The organism is Bdellovibrionales bacterium (assembly GCA_019750295.1).
GTDB lineage: Bacteria > Bdellovibrionota > Bdellovibrionia > Bdellovibrionales > JAGQZY01 > JAIEOS01.
Window position 1 is genome coordinate 1 of record JAIEOS010000137.1, and the last position, 19,343, is coordinate 19,343.

Sequence of the window (19,343 nt, forward strand, 5' to 3'; positions counted from 1 at the left end):
ACTTTCACCTATTATCTCGAATCCATGGGAAAACAAACTCGCTTGTGGACTCGTCTTCGAGTTCCTGGTGCAAGTTGGCTTTTGAAATCTACCCTCGGCCTTGGACATAAAATCATGCAAAATAAACAATTCGCCGAGATTAAACGAAGGGTAACGGCATGAAGAGTTGGCATTTCTCACTGATGTGAGATATGCATGATTCATGTCGAAATACGAAAAAGGTCAAAAAGTGGATCTCGTGATTGATCGCGAAACTCCGCTGGGATTTGTCGCTCTCATTAACGATGATGTTGAGGGGCTTTTATATCACAACGAGATTTTTGAGGACCTTCAACCCGGTGATGAATTGCCGGGCTACATAAGTATGGTTCGCCCCAATGGACAGATTGATCTTGTTCTCCAACCGTTGGGAAAATCAGGAGCCGATGTTGTGGGCGAGCGGATTCTTGAGGTCTTAAAATCCCACAATGGATTTCTACCTCTCACCAGCAAAACAAACACCGAGGACGTCTATAGCCTTTTAGGGCTCAGTAAAAAGAAGTTTAAGTTCGCCGTGAGTGATCTCTATAAAAAAGGCCTCATCACTCTCGATAAAGATGGAATTCGTTTAAAAGCCCCATAGACGCGAGGGCAGGATTGCTCCTCCTCCCATTATTTGCTACTGTTCTGTATGCGCACTCGCCAAATCCTTCCGAGCTTAATTATTTTTGTATCTACACTCAGCCTGATCCATTATTTTATTTTCGCGATCACCGCGATGGATCTTCCCGAGGCACTTCATCCCCTGCTCATTGCGCTGATGATGGCCGGTTTGATTTCGATTCCCGTCGGTCTTCTGGGGAGCCACGGCTCATGGCGCCAGCGACTGCGCCCACTGACGTATTTTGCTTATTTTTGGGTTGGATTTTTCTTTCTGACATTTTCTTTTGTATTAGTCCAAGCCGTGATTCTGCTCTTCGTCGACCATGAGTATTCTTATTGGCCTTGGATCGCGGCGATTTTGGCCTGCATTTGGTCGATTTTTCAAGCGCTAAAACCTCCCCGCATTGTCAGCTATGAGCTCGACGGGCCTGCAGCGATGAAGGATCTGACCCTCGTGCAAATTTCGGATCTTCATATAGGAATTCCTTTTTTAAATACAAAGTGGTTGGCTCAACAAGTCTCTCGCATCAACGAACTGCGACCTGATTTTGTGGCGATCACGGGCGATTTAGCCGACGGTCCTTTCCAACAAGTGGCTCCGGCACTGGAGCCGCTAGCGTCCCTAAAACCTTTGCAAAAGAAATTTTACGTCACAGGAAATCATGAATTCATTCGCGGAGGCGATTGGGAAACACGTTTAACGGAGTTAGGATTTACCATCCTCCATAATACTCACGAAATTTTCGAAAACGCGGGGGGAAAATTTTTGATCGCTGGCGTTCCGGATCGTGTGATACTGAGTCGCGGCTCACAGTTTGAGTCCTCACCGTCAAAAGCTTTGGCCTCTAACGAAAGCGTCGACTACAAAATTTTACTGGCGCACGAGCCTAGATCTATTTTTCATTTGGGTCGGGAGACCTGTGATCTCTTGCTCTCCGGCCACACCCACGGTGGACAAATTTTTCCATTTGCTCTGCTCGTACGTTTGGCACAACCTGTGGTTCGAGGATTTAAGAAAATGAATGGAGTCTTGGTGTTTGCCCATATGGGTACCGGATTTTGGGGACCGCCCATGCGCTGGCTCACACGCTCAGAGATTGTGGTCTTTCGCTGGCGAACTCGATCATTCTAAGGAATAAATTATGGACGAATCCGAATTTGAAGGCACATTAGTCTTAGAGAAAATTTCAGAAATCGGTAAACTCGATGAATTTTTCGCGGCGATGGACGCCGATGATTTTAAATCTGCAGTCCTGCTGATGAGAAGAGCGGGAGTCGACTCCGAGACCATCCAGCTTGTGCTTCAAAAAATGAATGACGGAGAGATTTAACAAAACTCAAGTTGCGACCTCACTGGATTTCTCCTATGATTTAGAAATGCAGAATTGGCTAATAAGTCTCCTCCTTCTCAATATAAGCCTCCCCGCCTTCGCCCAAGAGCCAGTTCTTCCAAACAACGAAGAGCTGTCGGTGGATTGCAGAACCTGGATTAAAAGAGACGCCGCCGGGAAAGATCTCTCCAAATATAAATACTTAAAACAAAAAGAAGGCGTTTCCTACATCAATAACGAACTTAAACTTTTTGTTTCGTTCTTAGATAACGAATTTTACTACGGCACAAAAGAAAAAGACGTCGGTGTCTTTTCCACGAGCACCGGCCTGGTGTTCAAACGAACCCAGGGCATTGAGATGATGCAGAATCCAGCAGGTCTCATGCTAGTGATGACCGAGGTCGTCAACGGCCTCTGGGCAACAAATGCGGACGGAACGGCCTTACGATTTTTTAACGAAGCCGCAAAGAAGAAATACTTTGGACTCCTCTGCGATAAAAAAACGAAGTGCCAGCTGATGGATTTTGATAAAAAGAAAAAACCCATCAACAGCGATGCGCTGATCTTTGAGGCGCAAGAATCTTTCCCCATTCTTGAGTTCGAAGCCCTTGCCGATAAAACCTGCAGTCTTGTCCAGTCGGAAAAGTTAAATAAAGAGCTCCAACACTTTTTAAAATCTTGTCGGTTAAAAGCCCCTCGCTCCTTCGCCCCCAAAGACATGAAGAAACTCTGTGCAAATATGCGAGAAACCATTAAACCTTTACTTAAAACGAGAACCCGACCTCTCTAATCATTTAACCATAAACAACCAGGAGATCTTCAATGACAAAACCCGAAAAAATTCTTTATACGGCGACCGCGAAATCCACGGGAGGGCGCGATGGTACATCAGCATCTGACGACGGACGCTTGTCTGTCACCTTATCAACACCTAAATCCCTCGGGGGCAATGACGGGCCAGGGACAAATCCCGAGCAAATGTTTGCGGCAGGATACTCCGCATGTTTTATCGGAGCGATGAAGTTCGTAGCGATGACCAATAAAATTAAACTTCCCGACGGCTTTTTTGTCGAAGCGAAAGTGGGTATCGGTCCTATTCCAGGAGGCTTTGGTCTTAAAGTGGATATGAATGTTTCCCTTAAAGGCATGTCATCGGAGCAAGCGAACGACATTGTCCAAAAAGCGCACGGCGTGTGCCCCTACTCCAACGCCACTCGAAATAACATCGAAGTAAATTTTAACGTCCATACTTAAACGGATTTCATAGGCAAAATTTCGGGTCGCCCTCTAAGTACACATTATCTGCAGATGATTTGCGAACGCGGTCCTCGGGGAACTTGGGGCACACAGAAAAGTCCTGATCCCTGGCCCGAATCAGCAAACTGAAGTCCAGTCGATCCGAAATCCTGCTGGCCTAAACTATTGAGGTGGCTAATAAATTGAGAACCCACATTGGATCCCCAAGGCGAGGGATTCACATGCATATTTTTTAAAGGAATCACCTCAACCGCAGATAATTTTATTTGACGATGCCCCTGGGAATTTTTGACCACAGAAAGATAAACTTTCGCAAATAATCCATATCGATTCCAAAGGGGTTTATCCATGTAATTTTGGCCACCGAGAAAAAGAAAATTTCCAAGACCAAAAAACGAAAGTTTATTATTTTGCCAACGGACCGCACGAACATTGTGGGAATGATGGCCAATGATTAGATCGACTCCGTAGGCTTCGGCCATATCAAACTTCATAATTACACGTCGATTCTCGCGGCGTTGGCGAGAGTCCTCCGGAGGGTTTTTAGGATTCACGTAAGCGGCTAATTCGGTTCCCTCGTGAAGGGATAGGATTCGAAAATCGGCGGGGGCGTCTCTTAGATTTTCGAGAACCTTTCGGTAATCGGAGTAATCGGCGCAAGGAGAACCCGCGGTTTCATTCTGCCCGTTTGCACAGCGGCGGACCGATAACATACCTATACTATTTTCAGTAGGACGCCCGCGATCTTCTCGCCCGTCCCCCTTCATACCCATCGCTGCGAATGCAATGCGAATTCCTTTATAGTTAATAATCTCGGGAGTTGTTGTCTCGCGAACCGACCCAATTCCAGAAAATGAAAACGGAAGTTGTTTCTCAATCCGACGGAGGTTTTTGTAGGATTCATTGAGACCTTCCTGTCCAAAATCGGTCGCATGATTGTTGGCCAGCGAAATCAAATTAAATCCTCTCTCGCGAACGAGGTACTCAAGACCCGCAGGATGACTTCGCTGACTGAATTTTTGATCCGTCGTTAAATCTCTTCGATCCGTAACAACACTCTCCATATTCAAAAAATTAAAATCATTATCGCTGGTGAGAGGCTTCAAACCCGCCGTCATCTCTTCCCACGTATAAAAACGCCCATAAGTCGCACCCCGGGGATTGACCTCGGTCACTCCGGTGCGAGACAACGAGACATCGCCCCCCATCCCGATCACGATTTCGTCAACGGCGGGCGCCGCGGCCCAAATTGGGCAGTCAGGTGTTAATAAACTGATCAACAGAATCATAAAAAGAGGGTGTTTCTTCATAAAACATAGGCAATACACTTTAAATGCCAAGAGGTTCGCCTGAAGCACCCGAGAATAAAAAAACCTGAGCAGGGGAAGGACTCCTTCTGCCCAGGTCTAAGCTGTCTTCCTGGCCACACCTTAACCATACGAAGACAACCAAATCTCATGTTGTGTTTGTCGTACAATTCATAACCGATCTTATCTAGTGCATATCGATAATGACTTTAATGCAGTCATCTTTTTTATCGTTAAACGTTTTGTACGCTTCGGGACTTTGATCGATTTTTATCTTATGAGTGATCACAAATGACGGATCGATCTCTTCATTGAGAATTCGATCGAGCAAAGGCTTCATATATTTCTGAGTGTGAGTCTGACCCATCTTAAACGTCAGCCCCTTTCCGAAAGCCGCGCCAAAAGGGACTTTGTCGAGGAGACCACCGTAGACGCCGGGAATCGATACGGTTCCCCCCTTGCGACAGCTTTGAATGGCTTGGCGTAGAGCATCGGGACGATCGGTCGCCATAAAAGTGGCCGCCTTCACTCGATCAAGAAGAGCCGTCACGGTATGCCCATGGGCTTCAAGTCCGACGGCATCAATACAGGAGTCAGGTCCGATGCCACCTGTGCGATAGTTGATTTCGTCGAGAATCCCGTCACCCTCGTCAAAGTTGATGGTCTCCGCCCCAGCGTCTCGTGCCATTTTTAATCGCCCTTCGTAATGGTCTATACTGATCACTCTTTCTGCCCCTAACATAAATGCAGAACGGATTGCCATTTGACCCACGGGACCAGCGCCCCAGATCGCAACGGTATCTCCACGTTTAATATTTGCATTCTCTGCAGCCATGTAACCGGTCGGAAAAATATCACTCAGGAATAAGACTTTCTCATCGGGAATTCCCGCAGGAATGACCAATGAGTTCGTATCCACAAAAGGAACGCGAATGAATTCAGCCTGACCGCCGGCATATCCTCCGTAGATGTGCGAATATCCAAAAAGAGCTGATCCACCATGCGCGTACATCGTATCGGCAATCACTGCGTTGGGATTGGTGTTCTCACAAAAAGAATATTCATCATCACTACAGTGAGAACAGTGACCACAAGCGATATCAAAAGGGATGACAATTTTATCTCCAACTTTGACGGTGGACACCATTGGTCCGACTTCGACAACTTCTCCCATAGTTTCATGACCCATGATATCGCCCTTTTGCATCGTCGGAATATAACCATCATAAAGATGGAGATCCGATCCACAAATGGCGGCCGTGGTCACTTTGATAATGGCATCGTGCGGATTAAGAATTCGAGGGTCTTTCACATTTTTAACTTGGATGGAGTGTTTTCCTTCCCAACATAGTGCTTTCATAAATTCTCCTTTTTTATTAGTGGGTCGTTATTAAATCTTCGGAGCGACCGCTGGGTTGGCCTTCGGTCGTTGGCACTTCACCCGTTTCCATAAACGCTTTTAAACGACGTAAAATAATATAAGCCTTTGACTCTGAGTCTTTCAGCATCAGTTTTGTCACCGCATCTTTTATCTCCTCCAGTGATCCATCCAACTTAAATTTGAGAGCGACAATAGTTCCGCGCTTGGCTTGAGCTTTAACCATAGCAAAAGCCCCGATCACTTTAATATTGTCGGTAGTTGTTCCGCTCCAAATCACCAACTCCTGAGTCCGTTGAAGTGTGATTTGACAATGACTGATGTCTTTCATAAAACCCGAATAGTGACGTGAATCCGTAAGAAACTTATAGACGTCTTCAATCGGCTTGGAAATGGTCGTCATTTGTGGACGAACTTTTTGAAAGTCGTGATCGAATAAATCTTGAGGAAAAATCTCCGCAATCATGATGGGCTTTGCCTGCGATCGCGGAGAAGTCTTCCGACTTTTCTGATAAATTAAATTTTGATCCATTTTGCCTCCTTGAGAGGGAAGTTAGTCCCAAAATTAGAACTAATTCCCTAATATAAAGAAGGTAGGTGCACAGAGTGTGCCCTAAAAAAAATTATAAGAATCCCACTCAATATTCAGCGTCGACGAACTGCCCCATGACTGAGCTACGGATCAGCGGGAAAGGGATTTTGACAACCTTTGACATGGTCCGAGAGGGTGCTGAAAAGTTCTGTACTGTTGATAGGCTTAGTTAGATGTCCGTTGCATCCGACCGAATGAGTGAGTTCTCGCTCCTCGGCCATAGCATGGGCAGTTAAAGCGACAATAGGTTTACTGTAGCCTGACCCTCGCAAAATTCGAGTGGCTTCATAACCATCCATCAGTGGCATTTGAATATCCATAAGAACAATATCAAAGTTCTTTTCATTCGTTCTCTCTAAAACTTGCACCCCATTACTGACAACTTCAACGTTAGCGCCAGTTTTTTCTAGAATTTTTTTAATAATATACTGATTGTCAGGACAATCCTCGGCTAACAGGATGTTCACGCCACAAAGATCTGGAATAAAATCTTGAGGCATTGCGATTTTAAAAGGGCTTTTATTGCTCTTTGGTCCTCTCGCCTTAAAAGTAATTGAAAATGTGCTCCCCGATTTCTTTATATTTTCCCGAATTTGAATATCTCCACCCAAAGCTCGAGCTAACCTACGCGAAAGAGCTAAACCTAGCCCGGTTCCACCAAATCTCCGATTGGTACTTGTCTCAGCCTGCGCGAAGGGCTCAAACAATTTTTCTCTTTGATCGTGAGTAAGGCCAATTCCCGTGTCAACCACGTCAATCGTAAAATTATGCCAATCCTCGTCTGAGGAAGAGCTCACGGAAATAGTTACTCCTCCCTTGGATGTAAACTTAATCGCATTGCCGATAATGTTCACCAATACCTGCCGCAGCCTAACGGGGTCAGAGCAGATTAATTTTGGGACTTTATTATTGATGTTCAAAATCAAATACAACTGCTTCTCCCGCATCTGTTCGCGAAAAAGATCAATGACTTCGTCTAGCAGTACTACAAATGAAAACTCCACACATTCAATTTCTAGGCGGCCCGCCTCTACCTTAGATAAATCTAAAATATCGTCGATAATACGAGTCAGCGCCTTGCCGTTACGAGAAATGGTATCAATAAAACGAACTCTTTCGACGTTTGTAACATTGGAATCCTTTAATAAATCTGTAAATCCTATTATGGCTCCGAGGGGAGTGCGAATCTCGTGGCTCATATTTGCGAGAAAAGCCGATTTAACCTTGTTGGCCCGTTCGGCCTCGTCTTTCGCTTCCTTTAAATTTTCGGCGGCTCGTTTTTTCTCGGTCACATTTATTGTTATTCCAGTAAGACGGTAGGGCTTACCGAGTTTATTGCAATAAGCTCTGCCCTTCGCATTGATCCAGATGATTTCTCCGCTGGGTCTCACGACGCGATACTCGACATCGTAGGGAAGATTTTGAAAGGTCGCCTTCTGAATTTCGTCCCAGATCCGATCTCGATCATCCCGATGAATTCGAGCGAGAGATTCTTCTAATGAATGTTTATAGCTCGACGGATCAATCCCCCAATCATTCATCAGAGTCTCGCTGATGTCGGCGTAACCCGTTTCCGCGTTCCAGTCCCAATAACCTATACTTCCTGAGATACTTAGGAGATCCCTAGTCTCACTTAACGAACAACGTAGCTCAGCATTTTCTGCTTCGAGAATACCTATTTTCTTCCTCAAACTAAGATTTTCATCTTGAATTCGAGAAGGAGAATTGTTGAGGTTTACCTCGGTCTTCATTGGTCTCCAGCTACTAAATAACCTTTATTTTATACATAGAACGATTCCACACTTTCAAGAAAATTGATAAATAGATTGAAATATCACGGTGAGCAAAATATCTTTTTACAGTTTATTAATAAAAACTAACTTATATCGACGATTAAGTATCGAATCTAGCGTTTTAAAGTCGCTCTGTTCTTCTCGAAAATTGCGATCAGTATAAGAAGAAATGCGAACAGGCGTAAAAGATAGACCCAACTGTTGGACTCGGCAATATTGGCATTCGCAGTAGCTCCATAAACCTCTCGAACTACGAGCAGCACAACGCGCTCAATCGCTAAAATCCAACTGGCAAAGCAGAAAAATAAAAAAAATCGGTCCTTTGACACGCGCCAAAATTTTAAAAAAAACAGACCCGACGCTGCGAAAGAGGCCATACATATTCCCGATAGAAAATCCGCGATGGGTAACATTATGTGACCTCCCAAATCAAACCAAACAGCAGAAGCATTCCACCTGCAGCGCTACAAACATTTCTCCACATCGGACCTTGAAAATCCGTATTCGGGAGCAATATGAGATCAATAAATAAAATCGTGTTACTAATAGCTAGGAAGCCGAAGCAACAACAACTCCACAATAAAAGTATAGTCGGGGTTCTCTTGTAACCCATAAATAGCATGATCGCGCAGGCTGTACTCATGAGCGCACATAAAATGTAAACGATTTCAGCCATCTTCATCCTCATTTTTTTTGGGGTCCGAACCAATGACAAAAGCATCCGCGAAGTTTCTGGCTCGCTTCATCGGAGAGAAGATCAGTTGGAGAACCGTGTGTTTCCGAACCTTGTAAATTTCCACGAGATCATCAATCAATCGCTCTAATTCTGGTGTCTTTGGACGATAGGCAAAGGAGATGGAATCTTCGCTCGCTTCGATAATTCCTATAGAGCGCAATACAGTGAATCGATTGGAGACCGAGGCCGCGCTGGTGCGTAGCTCATCTGAAATAGAGCGTGCGGTCCACCATTTGTCTTTATGCTGCCGCATGAGAACAATCATTTCCAGCTGCTCGACGGAATCGATATGGGAGAAAAGAAACTGTTTAATCTCTTCCAAAACATCCATACTCAATTCATTTCTCTCATTTCTGTGGGCGCCCGGCGACAATGCTGAGCAATCCGTTGAAGTAACTGTTCCCGATGGACCGGCTTAGTCAGATGATCATCGCACCCCGCCGCCAGGCTGCGCTCCCGCTCCTCTTTGAGCGCGTGGGCCGTCAGTGCTAAAATAGGTTTCACATAATTTAAACTCCGAAGCTGTCGTGTCGCCTGATAACCGTCGAGAACAGGCATTTGAATATCCATGAGCACAATATCAAAATTACCATCTAAGGCGAGATCTACAGCCTGTTGACCATTGTCAGCGAGCTGAACCTTGGCGCCCGCGAGACTCAAAAAGTGAGAGATTAATGTTTGATTGTCTGGGGAGTCTTCGGCCAATAACACTTTCACTCCGCTTAAGAGATCTCCGACTAGTCGAGGCACCGGCGTATCCTCGCGATGAAGGGTACCTACACGATCCACAAACTTTATATCGTTGAGCGATCCCGTATCCAGAGTAATAATAAAAGTACTTCCCTTATTAAGAGCACTTTCACTCAGCACGACATCGCCACCCAGCTTGTTGGCCAATTTTCGAGAGAGCGCAAGTCCCAACCCGGTCCCCCCATATTTTCTCGTCGTCGAACTGTCCGCCTGAATAAAGGGTTTAAATAATTTCGCGGCCTGCTCCTCGGTGATCCCTAGCCCCTCATCGGTCACGGCGATTTGCAGCAATCCCTGACCTTGTGCGTTTTTTGTGGCCTTCACCTGAATCTTAACTTCGCCCTTTTCGGTAAATTTTATGGCGTTACCGACAACATTCATCATGATCTGTCTGAGGCGCATGGGATCTGAATTTATCACGGTCGGAATGGATGTCTCTAGAGTGGCCGAGAGTCGAATGCCTTTCTCCTCGGCCTGATGCTGAAAAGATTGAATGGAATTAAAAAGAAAATCCGGTAATGAAAAAGGCGCCCTTTCGATCTGAATGTGTCCAGCCTCAATCTTCGAAAGATCTAGAACATCACCGATGAGTCGTGACAACAGCTCGCCATTTTTCTGGATGGTGGCGAGATAAAGATCTCGATCGGCGGAACTGATCTCTGGCGCCGCCAATAGTTCAGAAAATCCGAGCACCACTCCTAAGGGGGTTCGAATCTCATGACTCATGTTCGCCAGAAAATTACTTTTAGCTTGATTCGCGGCCAGGGACTCTTCCTTGGCGCGAATCAAATCCTTTTCGATGTTCTTCATGTCGTCGATGTCGGTACAAGTGACGACCCAAGAGCCCGACTCCCCGGTGACGTAGGGGTCAAGAACTCCGCGTAAAATATGCCAGCGATAACTATTGTCCTCGTTACGCAAAAGTCGGCACTCGGCTTCGAAATTTGTGGCGCCCAAAGCGTCGCTCGAGAATTTCTCGAGGATGTGGGATAAATCTTCGGGAAAAATCGCCAACTGCCAGCCACTACCACTGCTCTGCTCTAAAGTGAGACCCGAGTAATCCGTCCATACCCGGTTGCAATAATCTAAAGTGCCATCGGATTGAAACTTCCATATAATATGTGGAATGGAGTCAGCGAGATGACGATATCTCTTAAGTCCATCCAGTTGAAGTGTGGTGATTTGCCGAGCACGATCGCGAACTTCGCTCTGACGAATCAATTCCGCCTGTTCGCGGAGCTGTCGATTTTTAAGATAAAGTTCAACGAAAGCCGCAACTTTAAGATCTAAAATAAATGCATCAAAAGGTTTAAATATATAATCAACGGCGCCCGACTGATACCCTCGATGAACAAATTCTTCTTCCTTGTTAATCGCAGTCACAAAGATGATAGGAATATCTTTTGATCGCTCACGTTGCTTGATTAAACTCACCGTTTCAAAACCATCCATGCCAGGCATCTGCACATCCATCAGAATGACTGCAAAATCATACTTTAAAACAGCGGAGAGCGCTTCGTTCCCACTACTTGCTTTGACCAAATTGTAATTGGGTCGGCGAAGTACGGCCTCGAGCGAGAGCAAGCCCTCCTCGTGATCATCCACGAGGAGAATGTTCACTTTACCATCAATGGACATTGCTCTTCTCAGTCTGCTGTTTTTTAAGCCAAATATTCATCAATGATAGCAATTTTTGCGCGTCAACCGGCTTGGTGATGTAATCGGAAGCACCGGCTTCGATGCACTTCTCACGATCCCCTTTCATGGCTTTGGCAGTTAAAGTAATTATCGGAAGCTCTTGGAACTGTTGCATCTCACGAATGCGACGGGTGGCTTCGATTCCGTCCATCTCGGGCATCATCACATCCATCAAAATCAAATCGAAATCCGATTTCTCTTGAAGCATTTGCAAGCCGACCTTTCCATTCTCGGCGTAGCTGACAATCATACCACGAGCCTCGAGCACGCTGGTTAAAGCAAAAATGTTTCTCATGTCATCGTCCACGAGGAGAACTTTTTTCCCTCCGAAATCCGCATCATTCGGCAAATTGGGAATATCTTCTCTCACTTCCATTTTTTGGATAGTTCGCTCTTCAGCCGCTCCTTTGTAGCGCTGAGGCAAGTAAAGCGTAAAAGTACTACCGGTTCCCGGCGTGCTATGCACTTCAATATATCCTCCCAATAACAGAGCGATCTCGCGACTGATGGTTAACCCAAGACCGGTTCCACCGTATTTGCGACTGGTGGTTCCATCGGCTTGCTGAAAGGCCTCAAAGATCAGTTTTTGTTTATCTTCGGGAATTCCAATACCCGTATCAGTCACTGAGAACGCCAATACTCGTTTCGCTTGATTTAAGCTATCCATCGGAAAGACTCGGTGCTTATCCGCTAAAGTCACCATCATCGTGACCTTTCCTTCCGACGTAAACTTAAACGCATTGGATAAGAGATTCTTTAAAATCTGATGTAAACGATTATTATCAGTGAACATCTGCTTAGGAACTCCCTGCGAAATGTCCACAGAGAAATCCAGAGATTTATGTTGAGCCACAGGGCGGAAGTTTTGCTCCACATTTTCTGCGAGATCGCTGAGAGTGATCTCTCGAGGCTCGATCGGCATTTTTCCAGCCTCCACCTTAGAAAGATCAAGGATCTCGTTGATGAGAGACAGAAGATCGTTGCCCGCGGAGTAAACCGTGTTGGCAAACTTCACCTGCTCGCTCGTCAGATTCTTCTCTTTATTTTCGGCGAGAGACTTCGACAAAATTAAAAGACTGTTGAGCGGCGTGCGTAACTCATGGGACATGTTGGCAAGGAATTCCGACTTGTACTTCGAAATCAAGGACAGCTGCTCGGCTTTCTCCTCCAGAGACAAACTGGCTTGCTCGACTTCGTTATTCTTCACTTCAAGAAGCTTCGCCTTGTCTTCCAACTCCTTAGCTTGAGCTTCGAGCTCGGCATTAGATCTTTGAAGCTCTTGGAGGAGTTCTTCCGTTCTCATAGAGCTTGAGATCATATTTAAGATAACGCCAATCGAATCCATCAATTGATCTAAAAAATTCAAATAGTTCGGAGAGAATCGCGTAAACGACGCAAGTTCAATCACCGCCTTCAATTCACCTTCGAAGAGAACGGGCAGAACCACAACGCTCAATGGTTTCGCCTCACCGAGGCTCGATGCAACGTAAACGTAATCATCGGGAACATGAGTCAGTAAAATCTGCTTTTTCTCAAAGGCACACTGACCTACAAGGCCCTCTTTCATTTTATATTTACTCGCCACATTTTTACGGACCGTAAAGCCATAGCTTGCCACAAGATGGAGAGCCGGCTCACCGTCCTCTTGCTCCATCATAAAAAATGTACCGTGTTGCGCATCAATCAACGGAGTCAGTTCAGACATAATGAGCTGAGCGACCGCAGTGATGCTTCTTTGACCTTGCATCATTCCCGAAAACTTCGCGAGGTTGGTCTTTAACCAATCCTGCTCGGTGTTTTTCTGAGTCGTATCCTTTAAATTCGCGATCATCTGGTTAATATTATTTTTAAGAGCGGCAACCTCTCCCTGCGCATCCACTGTCACAGATCGAGTTAAATCTCCTTCGGTCACCGCCGTGGACACCTCTGCAATCGCGCGAACCTGAGACGTCAAATTTCCTGCGAGCTGATTCACGTTATCCGTTAAATCTTTCCATGTTCCTGCGGCACCTGGAACTTTCGCCTGACCCCCGAGCTTTCCTTCAATTCCCACCTCGCGAGCCACTGTGGTCACCTGATCGGCAAATGTTCTTAAAGTGTCGGTCATGTTATTGATCGTTTCTGCGAGAGCGGCCACTTCCCCTTTCGCTTCGAGAACGAACTTTTGATTCAAATCCCCGTTAGCGACTGCCGTCACGACCTTAATAATCCCTCGCACTTGGGACGTAAGGTTGGTCGCCATAAAGTTCACGTTATCCGTGAGATCTTTCCAAGTTCCTGCAACACCCGGCACGCGTGCTTGCGCTCCAAGCTTTCCTTCGATACCCACTTCGCGTGCGACCGTAGTCACTTGATCGGCAAATGTTCTTAAAGTATCGACCATGGAATTCATTGTTTCTGCGAGGGCCGCCACTTCCCCTTTTGCTTCGAGAACGAACTTTTGATTTAAATCTCCGTTAGCAACCGAAGTGACCACTTTAATAATTCCGCGAACCTGTTTCGTCAGGTTTGAGGCCATAAAGTTCACGTTATCAGTAAGATCCTTCCAAGTTCCAGAAACACCTTTCACATCCGCCTGTCCACCCAGTTTTCCTTCGGTTCCCACCTCTTTCGCCACCCGAGTCACTTCCGAAGCGAACGATGATAACTGATCAACCATCTTATTGATCACATCTTTGATCTGAAGAATTTCGCCTTTAGCATCCACAGTGATCTTTTGCCCCAGATCTCCATTAGCAATGGAGGTTGCAACTTTAGAAACGTCGCGAAGTTGAACTGTTAAGTTTGAGGCCATCGCGTTCACGTTGTCTGTGAGATCTTTCCAAGTTCCAGAAACGCCTTTCACTTCGGCTTGGCCCCCAAGTTTACCTTCGGTTCCCACCTCTTTCGCCACGCGAGTCACTTCCGCGGCGAAGGAGTTCAACTGATCGACCATGGTGTTAATCGTATTTTTAAGCTCGAGGATTTCTCCTTTAACATCCACCGTGATCTTCTGAGATAAATCGCCCTTTGCAACCGCGGTGGTGACCTTGGCAATATTTCGAACTTGGTTCGTTAAGTTACCAGCAAGAACGTTCACGTTGTCTGTTAAATCTTTCCATGTCCCGGAAACCCCTTTCACATCGGCTTGCCCACCCAGCTTTCCTTCGGTTCCCACTTCTTTCGCCACGCGAGTCACTTCCGAGGAGAAAGAGCGAAGTGTATCCACCATGGTATTGATTGTATTTTTGAGTTCGAAGATTTCACCACGGGCATCCACCGTAATTTTCTGGGATAAATCACCGTTCGCGACCGCGGTGGTGACCTTGGCAATGTTACGAACCTGTGACGTTAAGTTTCCGGCGAGTTGATTCACGTTGTCCGTGAGATCTTTCCAAGTTCCAGAAACCCCCTTCACCTGCGCTTGTCCACCGAGTTTTCCCTCAGTTCCCACTTCTTTTGCAACACGTGTCACCTCTGCGGCAAATGAGGACAACTGATCCACCATGGTATTGATCGTGCTCTTCAGTTCGAGGATCTCTCCACGAGCGTCCACCGTAATTTTTTGGGATAAATCACCTTTTGCAACTGCGGTCGTCACCTTTGCGATATTCCGAACCTGGTTGGTTAAATTCCCCGCAAGGACATTCACGTTATCTGTTAAATCTTTCCAAGTTCCAGAAACACCTTTCACATCCGCCTGTCCACCCAGTTTTCCTTCGGTTCCCACCTCTTTCGCCACCCGAGTCACTTCCGAAGCGAACGATGATAACTGATCCACCATCTTATTAATCACGTCTTTAATCTGTAAGATCTCTCCGCGAACATCCACTGTAATCTTCTGTCCGAGATCTCCGTTGGCAATGGCCGTCGCAACCTTAGAAACGTCGCGAAGTTGAACTGTTAAGTTTGAGGCCATCGCATTCACGTTATCTGTGAGATCTTTCCAAGTTCCAGAAACACCTTTCACATCGGCTTGCCCACCCAGGCGGCCTTCGGTTCCCACTTCCTTCGAAACACGCGTGACTTCTGCGGCGAAAGAGCGAAGAGTTTCCACCATCGTATTGATGGTGTCTTTGAGCTCAAGGATTTCCCCTTTCGCATCCACGGTGATTTTCTGAGACAAATCGCCATTGGCCACCGCCGTCGTCACTTTCGCGATGTTACGAACCTGGGCGGTCAAATTGTTTGCAAGACCATTCACATTATCTGTGAGATCGCGCCATGTTCCCGAAACGCCTTTGACATCCGCTTGTCCACCGAGGCGGCCTTCGGTTCCCACTTCTTTCGCCACCCGAGTCACCTCTGCGGCGAAGGAACGAAGCGTATCCACCATGGTATTGATCGTGTTTTTTAACTCTAAGATTTCTCCGCGAGCGTCGACAGTAATTTTTTGTGATAAATCGCCATTAGCAACAGCGGTCGTCACTTTCGCGATATTACGAACCTGAGCAGTCAAATTGTTTGCAAGACCATTCACGTTGTCAGTTAAATCTTTCCAGGTTCCTGAAACACCTTTAACATCCGCTTGTCCACCGAGGCGGCCTTCGGTTCCCACTTCCTTCGCCACCCGAGTCACCTCTGCAGCGAAAGACGACAACTGATCCACCATGACGTTGATGGTATTTTTAAGTTCGTAGACCTCGCCCTTTGCATCCACCGTAATTTTTTGTGATAAATCGCCTTTCGCCACCGCCGTGGTCACTTTAGCGATGTTACGAACCTGAGAAGTTAAATTCCCGGCGAGCTGATTCACGTTATCTGTAAGATCTTTCCAAATTCCAGAAGCCCCTTTCACGTCAGCCTGTCCACCGAGTTTTCCCTCGGTTCCCACCTCTTTCGCCACTCGAGTCACCTCTGATGCGAAGGAGTTCAACTGGTCCGTCATCAAATTCACTGTCGTACCGATACGATAAAACTCCCCTTTGACCGGGCGCCCATCTATCTCCAATGACATTTTCTGAGACAAATCTCCTTTGGCCACTGAAGTGATCACCCGTGCGAATTCATTCGTTGGCTGAACAAGATCTCCAATGATCGTGTTAAAGGATTCCACCGTGGTCGCCCATGCGCCTTTCACAATCCCGATGGTCGCACGTTCGTTCATTCGACCTTCCTGGCCCACCATTTTACTGACGCGTAAAAATTCTTCCGCCATGTTTCTATTAATTTCGACGATATCGTTGAGCACCTCACCCACTTCCGAAATCAATCCATCGGTCGCCGCAGAATAATGAACATCAAAGTTTCCTTGCCGAACGGCTTTCACCATTTGTAGAAGAGCACGAAGCTGATCTCGCTCGGAAGTGGGAACAAGAGTAGCGGCGCTGCCGGCACTATAACTGTAGTGACTGATTTTCTTCTGACCTCTACCGTTTCGTCGATGAATGGATTCCTCTGGAGACATCTCGGCGGACTGAGGAATAGGTGTTTCCTTAAGATTGGAGTGACTTGCCGTCGCTTTCTTTTTAGAGCGAAGTAATTTCGTTTTACCTTTTTCCAAAGGTAGAGACGATCCTGACATAACTTACCCCCATATTACATGGTCTGTTGGCGAGACAAAGGAGATGGTTCTTGAGCTTTCAACCGACAAGCCTGAAGCATCCTACTTCCCATTCCCCGCTTGTTTTTTCCGCGCTTATTGCGCAGAAGTTTTTTCTCTGCCTATTTCGTTAACATTTATCAATTTTTCCAAAGAAGAAATTTGCAAGATCTGTTCCGGTCATAAAACCAAAATAAAGTGGGGCAAATTAATAATACTCAGTTGTTTTGGGGCATAGTTCCCTGATATCGGGGAATTATTAAACATATTCAGGATCCAGATCTGCTTAGAAAATAATCAAAAAGAGGAGTCGGGTGACTTTAAAAACTCCAACTCTTCGCTGGTCGAGGTTCTGCCCAAAATCGAATTTCGATGGGGATAACGGCCAAACTTTTTGAGAATGGCGAGATGTTTTAATTCATAATCAAGTTGGAAGTCCAATCCGGGCTGTGAATAAAGTTGAACGGCCTATCGAGCTTTTTCTAGGACCGTCGAAAAGCGCTGTTTAATTTTGCGATCGAAGTTCTCATCCCGAGTAAACCATTGCTCCGGCGTCGATTCTTCAAACCAAAAATGGAGGACGTCGTTCGAATTCATGATTTAAATAATAGACACTTATGGGGAACAAAGCAAATTTCATTGAGGTCATTAGAGAGAATCGCAAAGGACGACGATGTTGCCGAGGGTCGATGAAATCCTAAAACTTTATAGGACTTATTTTCGCTAAAACCATTTTTCAAAGGACTCATATGCGCTTCGCAGTTTTGAAGATTAATAGTGACGTATTTTCCCATAGGCCAAGTCATGGAATGGGATCTTGCAAGCACGAAGCCACATTGAATTCAAAGACTTCGTACCTTCGTAATCCCAGCGGGGCACTCTTCCTCGCCCCCTGGAATATCACCGCATTCTTATTTTAACGTCTCGCATTTGGCCAGAATATGGGTGATACAAGCTGTTAATTTTTTCGCATATTCAATATGCAAAAATTCATTGGGACCATGGGCGTTTGAATTCGGTCCTAACACTCCAGTCACTATGAACTGCGCCTTTGGAAAGGCTCTACCCAGCATACCCATAAACGGAATAGTTCCGCCCTCACCGATCGTGAGCGGTTCTTTCTTGTAGTATTTTAATGAAGCTTCTTCGATGAGGCGCTCGAGCTCCGCCGACATGACTGGGGCGTCCCATCCGGTCGCATTGTCTTCGATATCAAACTGAACACGCGCTCCATAAGGTGGGTTTTCCTCCAAAGTTTTTTTCATTTCTGCGGAGGCCTTTAAACTATCTGCGGTAGGTGGCAACCGCAGCGAAAGCTTTAAGGATGTGAAAGGGCGTAAGACATTCCCGGCTTTTTTAGGTTCGGGCATACCCTCAGATCCGATCGTCGACAGAGCTGCTCTCCAGGTTCTATTTAAACTCATCTCTAGTGGTGAAGAATTCACCGTTCTGACACCTGCACTTAAAGGAAACTTATTAAAAATCTTTTCACCCAAAGCTTCGGCTGTCTTCTCTATCTGCTGCATGCGATGGTTGGGGACTTGAACTTGAGTCGACTTCAGCAGAACTGTTCCCGTATCCACATCCTCGATACGATTTAAGAGCTGTCTTGCCACTCGAAAAGAGGAAGGAACAACGCCACTCGCATCGCCAGAGTGAACTCCTTCAGTTAAAACTTCTACGCGCAATACCCCATTAATCAGACCTCGCAGGGATGTTGTTGTCCAAAACTGTTCATAATTTCCAGCGCCAGAATCCAAGCAAACGACCAACTGAGGGGAACCGAATTTCTCGGAAGCGTTTTCAAAATAGAATGGCAGATCAGGAGAACCACTCTCCTCGCTAAACTCGATAGCAACACGAATGTGAGGACGAGGCAAATTGTGATCCATCAGATGTTTTATGGCACATACTGAAGCGAAAACAGCATATCCGTCATCACTCCCGCCGCGGCCGTACAACTTGTCACCCTTACGAACCGCTATCCACGGCCCCAACCCCTCAGACCAACCCGTCATCTCCGGTTGTTTATCTAAATGGCCGTACATCAAGACTTGATAATCTAAAGTTCCAGGAATTTCGAGAAGCAATAAAGGAGTTCGACCATCTAACTCCAAAACTTCTTTTTTGAGACCGGGAACTTCTTGTTGATCAATCCACTCATTAACTAGCTCTAAGGCCTGATGCAAGTAGCCGTGTTCTTTCCATTGAGGGTCAAATGCTGGAGACTTTGCCGGAATTTCGATGTAGCTCGAAATCGTCGGAACAATTTGATTTTCCCAAAAATGGTCAATAGATGAGAGTAGATCGGCGTTTTGCATGGAACCTCCAATGCCGC

17 protein-coding genes are annotated in these 19,343 nt (G+C 46.1%); 5 read left to right on the top strand and 12 right to left on the bottom strand.

What is annotated here, in order from left to right; genetic code table 11:
• Positions 1-202 precede the first annotated feature (202 nt).
• From K2Q26_15355 to K2Q26_15375, 5 genes are read left to right on the top strand one after another with little or no spacing between them, the layout of a single operon-like run.
• A complete protein-coding gene (locus K2Q26_15355) occupies positions 203-622 on the top strand; it encodes a hypothetical protein (protein MBY0316897.1) in 420 nt (139 codons plus the stop codon).
• A 48-nt stretch (positions 623-670) separates the two neighbouring features.
• Positions 671-1,774 (top strand): metallophosphoesterase, encoded by a 1,104-nt coding sequence (locus tag K2Q26_15360; GenBank protein MBY0316898.1) that lies wholly within the window; start codon positions 671-673, stop codon positions 1,772-1,774.
• Between the two features lie 10 nt (positions 1,775-1,784).
• Positions 1,785-1,973 (top strand): hypothetical protein, encoded by a 189-nt coding sequence (locus tag K2Q26_15365; protein ID MBY0316899.1) that lies wholly within the window; start codon positions 1,785-1,787, stop codon positions 1,971-1,973.
• Positions 1,974-2,019: 46 nt separating this feature from the next.
• Positions 2,020-2,763: a hypothetical protein gene (locus tag K2Q26_15370; protein ID MBY0316900.1), complete on the top strand. Its 744-nt coding sequence runs from the start codon at positions 2,020-2,022 to the stop codon at positions 2,761-2,763.
• A 32-nt stretch (positions 2,764-2,795) separates the two neighbouring features.
• Positions 2,796-3,227: an organic hydroperoxide resistance protein gene (locus K2Q26_15375; GenBank protein MBY0316901.1), complete on the top strand. Its 432-nt coding sequence runs from the start codon at positions 2,796-2,798 to the stop codon at positions 3,225-3,227.
• 44 nt (positions 3,228-3,271) lie between these two features.
• Here K2Q26_15375 and K2Q26_15380 read toward each other — a convergent pair whose 3' ends face one another.
• From K2Q26_15380 to K2Q26_15435, 12 genes are all read right to left on the bottom strand, one after another.
• Positions 3,272-4,540: a CapA family protein gene (locus K2Q26_15380; protein ID MBY0316902.1), complete on the bottom strand. Its 1,269-nt coding sequence runs from the start codon at positions 4,538-4,540 to the stop codon at positions 3,272-3,274.
• Positions 4,541-4,724: 184 nt separating this feature from the next.
• On the bottom strand, positions 4,725-5,897 hold the full coding sequence (locus K2Q26_15385) for a glutathione-dependent formaldehyde dehydrogenase (GenBank protein MBY0316903.1): 1,173 nt from the start codon (positions 5,895-5,897) through the stop codon (positions 4,725-4,727).
• Between the two features lie 16 nt (positions 5,898-5,913).
• Entirely contained in the window at positions 5,914-6,447 is a 534-nt protein-coding gene (locus K2Q26_15390) for a hypothetical protein (protein MBY0316904.1), read from the bottom strand.
• 143 nt (positions 6,448-6,590) lie between these two features.
• Positions 6,591-8,258 carry a response regulator gene (locus tag K2Q26_15395; protein ID MBY0316905.1) on the bottom strand — a complete coding sequence of 556 codons (1,668 nt, stop codon included), beginning with the start codon at positions 8,256-8,258 and terminating at the stop codon, positions 6,591-6,593.
• 155 nt (positions 8,259-8,413) lie between these two features.
• Positions 8,414-8,713 carry a hypothetical protein gene (locus K2Q26_15400; protein MBY0316906.1) on the bottom strand — a complete coding sequence of 100 codons (300 nt, stop codon included), beginning with the start codon at positions 8,711-8,713 and terminating at the stop codon, positions 8,414-8,416.
• Positions 8,713-8,976: a hypothetical protein gene (locus tag K2Q26_15405; GenBank protein MBY0316907.1), complete on the bottom strand. Its 264-nt coding sequence runs from the start codon at positions 8,974-8,976 to the stop codon at positions 8,713-8,715. The genes K2Q26_15400 and K2Q26_15405 overlap by 1 nt, the downstream gene beginning before the upstream one ends.
• Complete coding sequence (locus K2Q26_15410; protein MBY0316908.1) at positions 8,969-9,373, bottom strand: hypothetical protein; 405 nt, start codon at positions 9,371-9,373, stop codon at positions 8,969-8,971. The genes K2Q26_15405 and K2Q26_15410 overlap by 8 nt, the downstream gene beginning before the upstream one ends.
• Complete coding sequence (locus tag K2Q26_15415; protein MBY0316909.1) at positions 9,370-11,424, bottom strand: response regulator; 2,055 nt, start codon at positions 11,422-11,424, stop codon at positions 9,370-9,372. The genes K2Q26_15410 and K2Q26_15415 overlap by 4 nt, the downstream gene beginning before the upstream one ends.
• Positions 11,414-16,987, bottom strand: coding sequence for a HAMP domain-containing protein (locus tag K2Q26_15420; protein MBY0316910.1), 5,574 nt, complete (start codon positions 16,985-16,987; stop codon positions 11,414-11,416). The genes K2Q26_15415 and K2Q26_15420 overlap by 11 nt, the downstream gene beginning before the upstream one ends.
• 315 nt (positions 16,988-17,302) lie before the next feature.
• On the bottom strand, positions 17,303-17,446 hold the full coding sequence (locus K2Q26_15425; protein MBY0316911.1) for a DUF924 domain-containing protein: 144 nt from the start codon (positions 17,444-17,446) through the stop codon (positions 17,303-17,305).
• A 27-nt stretch (positions 17,447-17,473) separates the two neighbouring features.
• The gene (locus tag K2Q26_15430) at positions 17,474-17,602 is read right to left on the bottom strand and encodes a DUF924 family protein (GenBank protein MBY0316912.1); all 129 of its coding nucleotides are present in this window, start codon (positions 17,600-17,602) and stop codon (positions 17,474-17,476) included.
• Positions 17,603-17,916: 314 nt separating this feature from the next.
• A complete protein-coding gene (locus K2Q26_15435; protein ID MBY0316913.1) occupies positions 17,917-19,326 on the bottom strand; it encodes a M20/M25/M40 family metallo-hydrolase in 1,410 nt (469 codons plus the stop codon).
• Between the last annotated feature and the right edge of the window lie 17 nt (positions 19,327-19,343).